Consider the following 13,242-nt stretch of genomic DNA (forward strand, 5'->3'; position numbering starts at 1 on the left):
CCGTTTTCCCGTTCCGTCGTATCGGACCGGTTTTTTCATCAAGGGAGGCGAGCATGAATGACGGTTTGTCCGGAAACAGGGCATTCCCGGCTCTCGGAACAGAAGAAGAGAAGAAAGCGCCGGTACCCAGGGTCATCTGGCAACCCTTGCCGGGCAGCCAGACGGCCTTTCTGACCTGTCCGGTCTTCGAAGCCCTGCTGGAAGGAACACGGGGCGGCGGCAAGACCGATGCGCTGTTGATGTCCTTTGCCCGGCATTGCGGCCGGGGATTCGGCGAGCACTGGCGCGGAGCGCTGTTTCGGCTGACCTATCCGCAGCTGGCCGATGTGGTGGCGAAATCGAAGCGCTGGTTTTATGCCATATTTCCCGGAGCGAAATTCAATGAGTCGGAGTACCGCTGGACATGGCCGACGGGAGAAATATTGTATTTCCGTTACGGTGCCACCGAAGACGATTACTGGAACTATCACGGACATGAGTATCCCTGGCTGGGATTCGAGGAACTGACCAACTGGCGCGATTTGTCCTTTTTCGAGGCGATGTTTTCTACCTGCCGGTCGTCGTTCCCGGGGATGCCGAGAATGGTCAGGGCCACCTGCAATCCGTTCGGTGTCGGCCATTCGGCCGTCAAGGCCCGCTACCGCATCGGCGAAGTCGATCCGGGTATCGTGATCCACGAACCGGGCCAGCAGCCCCGCGTGCGCATCCATTCGTCCATTTACGAAAACACCCATCTGCTGAAAAATGACCCGAACTATCTGCCGACACTGGAAGCCATCACGGACCCGAACCGCAAAAAAGCCTGGCTTGCCGGAGACTGGGATATTCATGTCGGCTCTTTCCTTGAGGGGGTCTGGGATGCCGCCCGGCATGTTGTCGAACCCTTTGACATTCCGTCCTCATGGACCGTCTGGAAAGCGATGGACTGGGGATATGCCGCACCCTATGCGGTGTACTGGTTCGCCATGGATCCGGATGGATGCATCTATCTCTGGCGCGAACTCTATGGGGCAGGTGAAAAGGCAGGACAGGGCAGCCGGGAGACAGCGGCCGAAGTCGCCGAAAAAATCCGGAAAATCGAGGAGCGTGACGAACGTCTGGGGTATACCTACCGCATCAATCTGGCCGACCCGTCCATCTTCTCGAAAAACGGCGCCGACCGGTCTATCGGGCAGATATTCCGGGATAATGGCGTACGCTGGGCCGAAGCGTGGAATGCGAAAGGCTCCCGCATCAACGGAGCGCAGGAAATCATCCGGCTTTTGGCCGAAGACAAACTGAAAATATTCGCCACCTGCAAGCACTGGCTGAGAACCGTACCGGCTTTGCCGCCGGACGAACTCAACCCCGAAGATGTGGACACCACGGCCGAAGACCATGCGTGGGATGCCACGCGTTATGGGGTCATGAGGCGTCGTCGCTCTCCCGGAAGCGGACAGGAGACCGTCAGCCGGACAGAAGATGAAATCGACATCCGGGAAGACGGTCGGCATGCCATGTCCTTTTCCGGAAATCCGAAAGCATGGCGTTGACATACCGCTTGCCCGATCGGCGAAAGGACCCCCCATGGAAAACATCCTGAAAGACATTTCCCGATTTTCCGGTGACTTTTCCGGAAATCCCGGCAATACGCCGGCAGATGAGAGGATTTTCCCCACGACTGGTTTCATCGGCCTGTATCGCGGTATCCGGCAATTCATGAAAGCCATATCTCCTGTCACCGTCTCTTTTTTCTTTTTCACCGGAATCCTGCCGGAAGGCGGACAGCGACGAAGTTCCCGGCTGCGGGGTGCTGCCGTCCCGTCCATAAAGGGCTTTGTCTGGCCGATATTCATCCACAGGCGGTTTCCCATGCTTTTTTGCCGTAACCGGAACGGAGTCGGCCGGATGCTTTCCGGGTGTAGCAGGCTTTGGGCCATGAACGTTTCGTGTTGCCGGACAATATCCGGTAACAGGCGGCCCGTTTCAAAAGCGGTATGAAAGCGCCGGGTCGGCAGGGCAGGGCCGTTTTGGAGAGTCCCTCGTGTATCTGAATGGTATCGGGACGGAAAAGTGTCTGTCGGAAACGGTAAAATGCCTCCGGTGTCGCGGTTGATGTATCCGGCGGTTTTCCCGCCCGATATTTGGCGAAAACAAAAAAAAACGCTGGCCGGATGATAGAATGAAATTCTTCTTTGCGATAAACCAGTCTGAAAATGCCGAAAAAAATATTCTGCCTTCTGATCATGGGCAGCCTGTTGTTTTCCCTGTCGGGTTGTGGAAAAGAAAATACGAAAGAATCGGCCAGCGAGGAAAAGGGGGTGGCGTATTTCCGGAAAGGCGAATACCGGAAAGCGTTGCCGTTGCTGCGCAAGTCGGCTGATTCGGGAAATGCCGCCGCATCCTGTTATCTTGGTGTGATGTATCGGGACGGCAAGGGACTGGACAAAAACACCGGCAAATCCTGTAAATGGTTTCTGAAAGCGGCGGAAGGCGGTCACAGTGATGCATGGCTGGCGACCAGTTTGTGTTACACGACGGAAAACGGACTGGGAAAAAACGACCGGGAAGCGTTCAGGTGGGCCAAGAAGGCGGCAACCGGCGAGAGCGGCATGGAACTGAACGACCGGCGGATCCTGGCGTCGCTGTTGGGTAACCGTTTTTTCACCGGGGAAGGAACACCGGTCGATTATGCCAAGGCCGCCAAGTGGTATGAGAAGGCGGCGGAACTGGGTGACCACCGGGCGCAGGGGGTTCTGGCTTTTCAGTATTTTTCGGGAAAAGGCGTGCTGATCGACAGGGAGCGGGCGAAGCACTGGGCCCGGCTGGCGGCGGCCAGTCCGAATGACATGAAAGAATTCGCTTCCGCCATTCTCCAGCTCCTTGAGGATCCGCCGGATATGAAAAAGGCCGTTTACTGGTATGAACGGTCGGCGAAACGGGGCAATCCCCTGGCTCAGGAAGCGCTGGCGGTGCTTTACGAAAAAGGGGAAGGCGTCCGGCAGAATCTGGTCAGGGCACACCAGTATTACCGGCTGGCGGCGAAAAACGGCGATGAATCCATGAAAAAGGCACTGGCCGATTTCGAGGCGAACCATTCGCGGAAACAAACGGACTGATCCGGTTTTTTCCTGCTGTCCGCTCTGGCGGGGAAATGTCAAACCGGGGACGAGTCACCCGGAGCCGGTTTCCTTCGTATTCCGTCAGGGGAAGAGGGCGTCATCCCGCTTTCTCTGTCGGGTTGCCGGATGGGGCCGGTTTTTTCTGTTCGGACGGCCCGTTTTTCCGTGACCATTGGATTTTCCGTGAATCTTTCGTCGGGCATCACGGGCTCATCGCGTATGCCGTGAGTGCCGGCCGGACGGTTCCGTGCGGCTTTTGTCATGCGGCAGCGCGGGATTTCGGAAAGGGGGCATCGTCGCCCGATTCTTTTATCCGTTCGTTTGCATCCGTTTCCAAAAGAAAAAAGGGATACCGGCATGTTTCTTCATGCGAAAATTCTGGCGACAACCCGACAACCCGACAACCCGACAACCCGACAACCCGACAACCCGACAACCCGACAACCCGACAACCCGACAACCCGACAACCCGACAACCCGACAACCCGACAACCCGACAGCCCGATAGCCCGATAGCCCGATAGCCCGATAGCCCGATAGCCCGATAGCCCGATAGCCCGATAGCCCGATAGCCCGATAGCCCGTTTGCCGGGCCGTTCGTCATGGCGGTATGCGCCGGCAGTGTTTTCTGTCTGTTCCGTCAAACAGGAGTGTTGAATCCCGGAATACAGGAATATATTGGAGTCAACGGGTCAGGGGAATGGATTCCTCCGTTTATCAGCGGTTTTGTCTGGACGGGGTTGAAAAGATCCGTTTTCAACCGGCTTTCATCCTGAAGTCTTTCCGTTCGGGCTGTCTGCCGGATGGTGTTGTGGTTGTGCGAACGGGCCGGTAGTGCCAATGTTTTGGTGGTCGCATGCCGTTTTCCGGACTGTTTTTCCCGCCAGCGGCCGTGCCTGCATGATTGTCTCCGGGAGGATGGCGTCCGGCTGTTTTCGTCTCGCCCGGGAAATTTTGTCCGGTGAAATACTCCGGGACAGGGCGCGTATATCCGGTGAAAATATGCGTTTTTTGGGGTTGCTTATGGTTGTTCTGGAAGCCGCTCCATTATTCTGCCGGTGTGCCGTTTTGGCCTGTCCGCACATGATTTCCCGGGGCGGTCAGGGAGGCAGAAGCCGGGAAAGATGCTGTTTTTGTGCCGTTTATCGTTGTCGTTTGCCGGACGTATCCGGAATAACAGTCCGTTTTTCCGGTATGCCAGAGAGGATGAAAACGTTCGGGCCGCCGGTTTCGTTACGGTTGGCGGTATGTCTGGCAGTTGACGCCGGCATTATAAAGCGTTTGAATAGCTTTTTTTCGCCGTCCCCGGAAAAAACGGTTGCCTGCCGGATGGCGGCAAAGTGCGGAGGCACTGAAAAGAAAGGATTTTCCGTAGCTGCCGGATATACCGGTTTGCGGAAATCGGAAAAAACGGTTTGGACAGAATCGGCAGGTACCACAGTGCCTGCCCGCATACGAAAGGAACGCAATCAATGGAAATCAGGGTTCGCAAATACCGGGCGGACGATTTGCCCGCCATGATCCGGATCTGGAACGAAGTCGTGGAAGAAGGCATCGCTTTTCCGCAGGAAGAATTGCTGGACATGACATCCGGTGCCGCTTTTTTCGGCAGCCAGTCGTACAGTGCCGTGGCCGAGGACGGCGACAGCGGAACGATTTACGGGCTGTATATTCTCCATCCGAACAATGTCGGCCGGTGCGGTCATATCAGCAATGCCAGTTATGCCGTCAGTTCGGAAAGCCGGGGGCTGCATATCGGTGAAAAGCTGGTGAAAGATTCACTCGTTCAGGGAAAAAGGCTGGGATTCGGCGTGCTGCAATTCAATGCGGTCGTTGCGACCAATATCCATGCCCGGCATCTGTACGAACGGCTCGGTTTTGTGCAACTGGGCGTCATTCCGGGTGGTTTCCGTATGAAAGACGGGCGCTATGAGGATATCTGTCCCTATTATCACGTACTGTAAAGCAGGTCTGGACGGACTGGCGTGACTTTGTCCCCTTGGGGGAACGTGGATGGATTGCCAGTCTGTCGCGGCCGGTTCCGCATGGACCGGCTTTCCTGTACCTGATGTCTTGCCGGTCCGGGATTCCGATGACTTCAGAACCGGGTTGTCGGGACAGGAGAAGGTTTCACCGGTTCATGCTCATGTCAGCGTGCGGTTTCAATACCAGTCGTGTTTCTCGTTGCGGTCAAGTGCGTTGATTCTGGCCATTTCCTCGTCGGACAGGGTGAAATCGAATATATCCAGATTTTCCCGGATATGGTCGGGATTGCTGGATCCCGGTATGACCGCCACGCTTTTTTGCAGGTTCCAGCGGAGAATGATTTGTGCGGAAGATTTGCCATGTGTCCGCGCGATGTCCCGGATGACCGGGTCGCCGAGCAATTCCGCCGTGTGGCCCCGTCCGCCCAGAGGATACCAGCCCTGCACGACGATTCCCTTGCTCTGGATATAGGGGGTCACGTCATTGTCCTGATAGTACGGATGTATTTCATTCTGGACAAGGGCAGGCATGATCGTGATCTGCGGAAGGAATCTGTCCAGTTCGGAAATGTAGAAACATGACAGTCCTATGGAACGGATTTTGCCTTCTTTCACGGCCTTTTCCATCGCCCTGTATGCCTGGACATCGTGTGCGCCGGGATGATGGAGCAGCATCATGTCGATATATCCCGAATCCAGCCTTTCCAGTGCTTCTTCGATAGCGGTTTCGGCATTGGCGTACTGGCTCGGGTACAGCTTGGTTGTGATGAAAACTTCTTCTCTGGGGATTCCGGATTGGCGGATACCTTGTCCGACACCTCTTTCGTTGCGGTAAAAAAAGGCGGTGTCGATCAACCGGCCTCCTGCCTTCAGATGTTCGGAAACGGATTTTGCGCTGACCTCATCCGACAGGCTGTATGTTCCCAAACCTGTGATGGGCATGGCATAACCGCTGTTGAGCAATACGGTTTTTGTTTCGAAATTGAAAATGCCGACATCCTGCTGTTTTTTTGCCTGAAAATACATGTTTTTCGATCCATTCATACTGACGGTTCCATTTGCGTTCACGCCGTTGCCGACAGGTCCGCTGGAGCGGGATACCGGTTCAGGCCGTATCCTGTCCCGGCATTCTGCGGTCGTTAGAAAGGCGGCGGACAACATGAATATGCCGATTGCCCTGATGTTCATGATTCAGCCTCCTGCGAGTCACCTGGCGATAATCCGTCATTTGAGGTACTTGTTGAAAAACGCCTGAATTTTATCAAAAGGAATGACATCAGTACGGTCATAAAGATCCGTATGATTGGGGCCTGGGACAATCATCAACTCCTTGTTATCGCCCGGGAGTTTTCCGAACGTATCCTCACTGAAATAACGGGAATGGGCTTTTTCCCCGTGAACCAGCAAAACGGCACTGCGAATCTCGCCGGCATAAGCCAGAATGGGAAAATTCATGAAAGACAGCGAAGAAGTCGTGTTCCATCCGCCATTCAAATTGAGAGAACGCCGGTGATAACCGCGAGGCGTCTTGTAATAGGCATAATAATCCTTCACGAACTGCGGAGCGTCATCGGGCAATACATCAGGAACCCCGCCGGCAAGCGCATACACCCCGTTGCGTGCGTCGACCGTACGCTGCTCATTGAGCTGCTTGCGGAACGCATAACGCTTGTCGGCATCCATCGAATCGAAATAACCATTGGCAGTCACACGACTCATATCATACATGGTAGAAGCCACAGTAGCCTTGATACGGGTATCGTTGGCAGCGGCATTGACGGCAAAGCCGCCCCATCCGCAAATTCCGACAATCCCGATCCGTTCCGGATCGACCATATCATGCAATGACAGGAAATCCACAGCGGCGCTGAAATCCTCGGTATTGATATCGGGAGAAGCGACATAACGGGGCGTACCGGCGCTTTCCCCCGTATAGGAAGGATCGAAAGCGACAGAGAGAAAACCGCGTTCGGCCATTGCCTGTGCATACAGGCCGGAAGCCTGTTCCTTCACGGCGCCGAAAGGGCCACTGACAGCGATGGCGGGCAACTTGCCCGTTGCGTTTTTCGGGACATAAAGATCGGCGACAAGCGTGATGCCGTAACGGTTTTTGAAAGACACCTTGCGGTGGTTGACCTTGTCACTTTTTGGGAACGTCTTGTCCCATTCACTGACCGGATTCTGATGTTCCATATTACCTCTGTTTGTTTGCCGGATGACCTGTGCATTGACTGTTGCTATGGCGCCGATTGCGATCAGCAACCCGATCAGCATGTGTCTGGTTCGTTTTTTCATCATGCTATCGCCTCGATGTGTTGATGGATACTGGATGGATATTGCTGACGATTCCGGTCAGGTACCAGTATAAAATCCGCAAAAATATATCCGGAAGATACATTTCTTTCGCATTCTTGCCTGATTTTCCCGGGGATCATCGATCAGGGACGGACATGACCGGACAAATGGGAAACTTCACGGATTTGAACCGGGCCGTAGCGGTTTGTCTGCTTGTCCATCCATGGTGATTTTTCCTGAAAAAAGTTTCTGTTGCCTGAGCGAATCCGCCACGTCCCGGTAGTGGTACGGCGTCCTGTAAAATTTTGCCACGCGTTCCGTCCAGTTGCCGGTGCGTTCACCCCGTTCTTGCAGATATGTCGCATAGGTTCTGTCGTATTCGTCCAGACAGCTATCCAGACCGGAAGTCCGGTACCGTTCCTCGAAATACACGGCCTGCCGCGGCAAACGCGGTTTCTGTCCGGGATCGTGGGCGGGATAACCGATACACAATCCCAGCAGAGGCATGACGAATGGAGGCAGATTCAATTCCTGAATGACTTGGCGCGAATTCTTGCGGACGTCTCCGATGACAACGGTTCCCAGTCCCATTCCCTCAGCGGCGGCAACGGCTGTTGCAATGGCGATGCCGACCTCATGCGCGCCGACAATCAGTGTATCGATGTCTTCTTCCGGAATGTTTTTCCATACACCGGTTTTTTTCCGGCAGGCCAGCTGGACGCGGTAATAATCCGCGCAGAAAACCATAAAGACCGGCGCTTCGGCAACCCATGGCTGATTGCCGCAAAGTGCCGAGAATGTTTTTCGACGTTCGGGATCTTTTACGGCAACCATCGAAACCAGTTGGAAATTGACCCAGTTCGGTGCGGCCTGAACGGCACTGACGATCTGTTCCAGCATGCTTTCTTCCACAGGTTTGTCCGAATAGGAACGGATCGAGCGGTGGGCAAGCAGTGAGTGGATGATTTCATTCATACGTTTTTCCTCTTTGCACGTGGTTGTCCGGTTGTTTACTGGCAGCATTCCTGTTTATCGGAAAAGGATCGGGTATCGTACCGTTTTCTGGTGACAAACAACCGGATAAAGATAAACAGAATGGCCGGCAGAAGCATCAGGATGGAACCGGCCAGCGTGTATTGCGTGCCCCATACACTAATGAAGAAACCGCACAGCGCCGATCCGGCTGTTATACCCAGATTCTGGGCCGTCAGGTAAAGGCCGTTGGCGAACATCGGCGCTTCTGTTGCGGAGTCGCTGATCAGGTACTGGTTGGCATTGGCCACGATACCTGCAAGAATGCCGAACGGCAGGATGAGCGCCGCCGTGGCGTGGCCCCAGTTCCCCGTGACGGACATCAGCAGGAACAGGGCGGACAATATGAAGGGAGCTGCGACGACCGTTCTGTCCGGATGGGTGCTCAGTGTTTTTCCGGCGACGATATTGCCTGCGATGTTGGCCAATCCGAAAACCAGCAGCATCAGGCTGATCGTGCGGGCGCCCATGCCGGTCACGACATTCAGGTAATCGGCCATATAGCTGAAGAAACCGAAAACCGAGCCGTTCAGAAGGATGGAAATGATAATGGCGATCCAGAGTCCGGGTTTTCCAAGGACCCTGAGCTGGGTACCATAACCCTGTTTTTCACGGACTGGCATGGCAGGCATCCAGATCGCAGTTGCTGCAAGTACGGCCATATTGACGACGGCGAAAAACGTCATGGCGAAAGCGAAGGATGACTCGGTGGCGATCAGGCTGGTCATGGGGACTCCCAGCACCAGACCGGCGGAAACACCGATGAAAACACGCGCAACGGCTTTGGGCGCTTCTGTTTTTTCGACCGATTCAGCCGCTACGGTGAATGCCAGGGAAACATAAACGGGATGGAACGCGGCAGGTATCAGCCGCGCGGCCAGAATGATATCGAAGTCGGTGGCGAAAACGGAAATGATGTTGCTGACGACGAAAACCGCCAGTGACAGGAGCATGACTTTTTTCCGGTCGAATCCGGAAAACAGCAGGGGCAGAACAGGGGCGGACAGGGCAATGACCAGTGCAAAGCCGCTGACCAGCAGCGCCGCCCGCGTGATCGAAACCCCGAACATGGTTGCGACAAGCGGCAATATGCCGATAACGCCCATTTCAGTATTCAGAATGCCGAATACGCCGACAGCCAGTATCAGTATGAGCAACCCGTTATTTTTCTTCATGATTTCTCCCGTGTGGAAAGATTCAGGTATCAGATGGAGGGGGGACCGTTCATCCGGTTTTACGGCAGCGTTTTCGGCGCCGGCCATGTTCCTGTTTCGGGTTCCGGCATGGTCCCCGCGTCAGTGTCGTTCATGGCCGGCGGATATTTCCGGACCCGCAATAATAAACAACCGGTGTTTTCTGTCTGTTCATGTTTTGCCTTTCAAATGCTTTTTCACTGAAGCGTGCCGTCATGTTAAAAGAGATTGATTGGTTCGATAAAGCGGCATAAACTGCATGATCTTGTGAGAAAAATTCATTAATCGGCATGAAAAACCTGAACGATTTGCAGGCCTTTATGATAGTGGCGAAAGAGAGGAGTTTTACGAAGGCGGCGCTCAGGCTCGGCGTTTCTCCTTCCGCCCTGAGCCATGCCATGAGGGGGCTTGAGGAAAGACTCGGATTGAGGCTGTTGTCCAGAACGACCCGCGATGTTGCCACGACCGAAGCCGGCGAGAGGCTGGTCCGGTCCGTCGGTCCGCTGATCAGGCAGATCGGTGACGAACTGGACAGCCTCTCCGAGTTGCGGAACAGACCGGCCGGGTCGATCCGCATCACCTGTTCGGACGATGCCGCCGAAATGGTGTTGCGTCCGAAGCTGGCCGCTTTTCTGGCCGGGTTTCCGGAGATCAGCGTTGAAATCATCATTGATTACGGGTTCGTCAACATCGTCAGGGAGCGTTTCGATGCGGGCATACGTCTGGGAGAGTCGATCGACAGGGATATGATCTCGGTCCGTCTCGGCCCGGACTGGCGGCTGGCCGTCGTGGGAACGCCGGCCTATTTCGACCGGCATGGCATCCCGTCTGTGCCGCATGATCTGACCGGACATGCGTGCATCAATATCCTGCATTCGGTCAATGGCGGGGTTTACATCTGGGAATTCGAAAAAGACGGCCATGCGGTGAATGTCCGCGTCGGCGGGCAGCTGACTTCGAACAGCATGATTCATGTCCTGAACGGTGCGCTGGATGGCATAGGTCTGGCCTATGCACCTGATTTCATGGTCGCGCCCTATCTGGCAGACGGCACCCTGAAAGAAGTGCTGGCAGACTGGAGCCCTTATTTCAGCGGTTTTCACCTTTATTATCCCAACCGGAGACAGACTTCACCCGCTTTTGCCGCCTTTGTCGAAGCCATACGCTACAGGGAGTGAATGGTCGTCCGGCACCGGGTTTCATGAAGGGTGGAACCGGTCATGTTTCCGACAGGCGCCTTTTTCGCCGCAAGAGTGGCGGATACCGTACCGGCACAGCCTGCATGCGTTGCCCGGAAAGGCGCCGGCGACTCCTCGCGCAAACGGACGGTTCATGGTACAGGTCGACAGCTTTTTTCCGTGTCACTCGTCTGCGGCCGGTTTCAGGGCGGTCGTATGCTTGATTTCGTTCAGGACGAAGGAGCTCTGCATTTTCGCGATGCCCCGGATTTTGGTGAGTTTTTCCAGTACGAACCGGTCGTACGCCTGAAGGTCTTTCACGACCACTTTCAGAAAAAAGTCATGGATGCCGCCGATGGTATAGCATTCCGTGATTTCGTCGATCGTGCCGATCGTTTCGCGGAACTGGCGGATATGTTCCTCGTCGTGTATCGCCAGTGACACGTTGCAGAACACGACAAGCGGCAGACCGATTTTTTCCGGATCGACCAGTGCGACGTAGCGCTTGATGATGCCTTCCTTTTCCAGCCGCCTGATCCGTTCGTAAACCGGCGTTTTCGACAGATGCAGGGCGTCGGCCAGCGTTTTCATGCTGGTTTTCGCGTCGTTTTGCAAGGCCTGCAAAATCATCAGGTCGGTCTTGTCCAGCTTGGTCATGGTGTTTTTTCCTGTCTGTTTGCCCCTGTGCAGGGCGGCGTCGTTTTGTAAACGGTTCAAGGGAAGATATTCAGGAATATTTCCCTATTTCCGTTTCATCTCTGGTGCATTGTACGGCAATCTCTATAATGAATGGCGGATTCATCCGGTTTCCGAAACGGAAAACGGCCGGCAGTCCTCATGCTGCCGCCGGATTCAGGGCCGGATGAAAAAGGGGGAAACGGTATCGGAATTGACGGCATGATAGCAATCAAAAAAACATTCTGGTTTCATCTGGTGGCACTGGTTACCGTCGCGATCTGGGGAACGACATTCGTTTCCACGAAGGTACTGATCGCCAACGGGCTGACTCCGGTGGACATTTTCTTTTACCGTTTCGTGCTGGCGTATCTCTGTATCTGGTTCATTTCGCCGAAAAGGCTGTTTGCCGATACGGTGGCGGATGAATGCTGGCTGGCGGGCGCGGGTTTCTGCGGCGGCGCGCTGTATTTCGTGACGGAAAACATGGCGCTGGGATTGACGCTGGTTTCCAACGTCTCGCTGATCGTCTGCATTTCTCCCCTGTTGACGGCTTTTCTGGTCATCCTCTTTTACCGGAACGAAAAAGTGCGGAAAACCTTGCTGGCCGGATCCGTCATGGCGCTGGCCGGCGTCGCATTCGTCGTGTTCAACGGGCATTTCATTCTGAAACTGTCTCCGGCCGGCGATTTGTTGACCGTGGCGGCCGCCTTTTCGTGGGCGTTTTACTGCCTGATCCTGAAGCGGCTCGATCTCCGCTATCCGACCCTGTTCATCACCCGGAAGGTTTTTTTCTATGGTGTGGTGACGCTGGTTCCGTTCATGCCGTTTCTGCCCCTGCATGTTGACTGGGAAATCCTGTCACGGCTGCCGGTCGCCGCGAATCTGCTTTTCCTGTCGCTTATCGCTTCCATGCTGTGTTTCATCCTGTGGAACATGGCCGTGAAAGAACTGGGCGCGGTGTTGGCGACGAATTACATTTATATCGTTCCGCTGGTGGCCATGATCACTTCCGCCATCGTGCTGGACGAACCGGTCAATGCCGTCATGCTGGCCGGTTGCGTGCTGATTCTGGCCGGGGTTTTTCTGGGACAGCGCCGGCAGGCTTCACGAAAATGACATCCGGGTCAGGACGGCATCAGGACACGATCAACAGGGTAGCCAGTATCAGTACCGGCAGGCAGCTTGTATGAAAGCAGATCGCGGCCAGAATGGTCCGTATCCGTATGGCGCCCTGTTCCATCATGAAAGCCAGCGACAGGACCAGAACAGGGGCCAGAAGAAGGGCGAACGGCAGTCCACCAAGAATGAGGACGGCGGTATTCCGGCCGGCGGCCATGACGAAAAACGCATCGCATCCCCAGCAGATGAAAACCGCGACATGAAACAGCCACAGCAGACCGGCCGACAGTTTGCGCAACAGGACAAGCGTCCCGTATGCGCCTGTGACGAAGAGCAAGAGAAAAACGATGAAGGCGGTTGTGGTGAGGGAAGAACGGTATGCCAGAATGATGCCGAAACTGGCCAGCCAGCAGACATGCAGCGGCAAAAAACGGAACAACAGACTGCTCATCGATGCAATTCCCTTTTCCTGATTGGAAAACCGGTTGAACCGGTACACACACTCTCTCTGACGGGAGCGTGCAAGGGCGAAACCGGCCCGCTTCCCGAATACACTTGGCAGAAACATGGCGGCCGACACCGCCTTTTCCGCTTCAAGACCGTACCGTGGGAATTTTCGGGAGCATCGCCGACAGACCTGTCGCGCGTAAAGGAAATCCCT

At 55.0% G+C, this 13,242-nt stretch carries 12 protein-coding genes; 5 read left to right on the forward strand and 7 right to left on the reverse strand.

Features of this window, described 5'->3' with window-relative positions; translation table 11 throughout:
- Positions 1-53 precede the first annotated feature (53 nt).
- Together NB647_RS05500 and NB647_RS05505 are read left to right on the forward strand one after the other, a co-directional pair.
- Positions 54-1,532 carry a terminase family protein gene (locus tag NB647_RS05500; RefSeq protein WP_269282266.1) on the forward strand — a complete coding sequence of 493 codons (1,479 nt, stop codon included), beginning with the start codon at positions 54-56 and terminating at the stop codon, positions 1,530-1,532.
- Positions 1,533-2,195: 663 nt separating this feature from the next.
- Positions 2,196-3,098 (forward strand): tetratricopeptide repeat protein, encoded by a 903-nt coding sequence (locus tag NB647_RS05505; RefSeq protein ID WP_269282267.1) that lies wholly within the window; start codon positions 2,196-2,198, stop codon positions 3,096-3,098.
- Between the two features lie 368 nt (positions 3,099-3,466).
- Here the strand turns inward: NB647_RS05505 and NB647_RS05510 are convergent, their stop codons facing one another.
- The gene (locus NB647_RS05510) at positions 3,467-3,745 is read right to left on the reverse strand and encodes a hypothetical protein (RefSeq protein ID WP_269282269.1); all 279 of its coding nucleotides are present in this window, start codon (positions 3,743-3,745) and stop codon (positions 3,467-3,469) included.
- An 828-nt stretch (positions 3,746-4,573) separates the two neighbouring features.
- Here NB647_RS05510 and NB647_RS05515 point away from each other — a divergent pair.
- Positions 4,574-5,065, forward strand: a complete 492-nt coding sequence (locus tag NB647_RS05515) for a GNAT family N-acetyltransferase (protein ID WP_269265648.1) — start codon at positions 4,574-4,576, stop codon at positions 5,063-5,065.
- Between the two features lie 198 nt (positions 5,066-5,263).
- Here NB647_RS05515 and NB647_RS05520 read toward each other — a convergent pair whose 3' ends face one another.
- The 4 genes from NB647_RS05520 to NB647_RS05535 all read right to left on the reverse strand — a co-directional run bounded on the left by NB647_RS05520 (position 5,264) and on the right by NB647_RS05535 (position 9,588).
- The gene (locus NB647_RS05520; RefSeq protein ID WP_269282270.1) at positions 5,264-6,274 is read right to left on the reverse strand and encodes an aldo/keto reductase; all 1,011 of its coding nucleotides are present in this window, start codon (positions 6,272-6,274) and stop codon (positions 5,264-5,266) included.
- A gap of 36 nt (positions 6,275-6,310) precedes the next feature.
- Positions 6,311-7,384, reverse strand: a complete 1,074-nt coding sequence (locus NB647_RS05525) for an alpha/beta hydrolase (RefSeq protein ID WP_269282271.1) — start codon at positions 7,382-7,384, stop codon at positions 6,311-6,313.
- Between the two features lie 174 nt (positions 7,385-7,558).
- Positions 7,559-8,356: an NADPH-dependent oxidoreductase gene (locus NB647_RS05530; RefSeq protein ID WP_269282272.1), complete on the reverse strand. Its 798-nt coding sequence runs from the start codon at positions 8,354-8,356 to the stop codon at positions 7,559-7,561.
- Positions 8,357-8,391: 35 nt separating this feature from the next.
- Complete coding sequence (locus NB647_RS05535; RefSeq protein ID WP_269282274.1) at positions 8,392-9,588, reverse strand: MFS transporter; 1,197 nt, start codon at positions 9,586-9,588, stop codon at positions 8,392-8,394.
- A gap of 308 nt (positions 9,589-9,896) precedes the next feature.
- Between NB647_RS05535 and NB647_RS05540 the strand changes: the two genes are divergently transcribed.
- Positions 9,897-10,784: a LysR family transcriptional regulator gene (locus NB647_RS05540; protein ID WP_332880325.1), complete on the forward strand. Its 888-nt coding sequence runs from the start codon at positions 9,897-9,899 to the stop codon at positions 10,782-10,784.
- 183 nt (positions 10,785-10,967) lie between these two features.
- Here the strand turns inward: NB647_RS05540 and NB647_RS05545 are convergent, their stop codons facing one another.
- On the reverse strand, positions 10,968-11,501 hold the full coding sequence (locus NB647_RS05545; RefSeq protein ID WP_269282276.1) for an Lrp/AsnC family transcriptional regulator: 534 nt from the start codon (positions 11,499-11,501) through the stop codon (positions 10,968-10,970).
- A 180-nt stretch (positions 11,502-11,681) separates the two neighbouring features.
- Between NB647_RS05545 and NB647_RS05550 the strand changes: the two genes are divergently transcribed.
- The gene (locus NB647_RS05550) at positions 11,682-12,578 is read left to right on the forward strand and encodes a DMT family transporter (RefSeq protein WP_269265650.1); all 897 of its coding nucleotides are present in this window, start codon (positions 11,682-11,684) and stop codon (positions 12,576-12,578) included.
- A gap of 19 nt (positions 12,579-12,597) precedes the next feature.
- Here the strand turns inward: NB647_RS05550 and NB647_RS05555 are convergent, their stop codons facing one another.
- On the reverse strand, positions 12,598-13,161 hold the full coding sequence (locus tag NB647_RS05555) for a hypothetical protein (RefSeq protein WP_269282277.1): 564 nt from the start codon (positions 13,159-13,161) through the stop codon (positions 12,598-12,600).
- Positions 13,162-13,242: the final 81 nt, after the last annotated feature.

The organism is Oxalobacter aliiformigenes (assembly GCF_027116575.1).
Taxonomy (GTDB): Bacteria; Pseudomonadota; Gammaproteobacteria; order Burkholderiales; family Burkholderiaceae_D; genus Oxalobacter; species Oxalobacter aliiformigenes.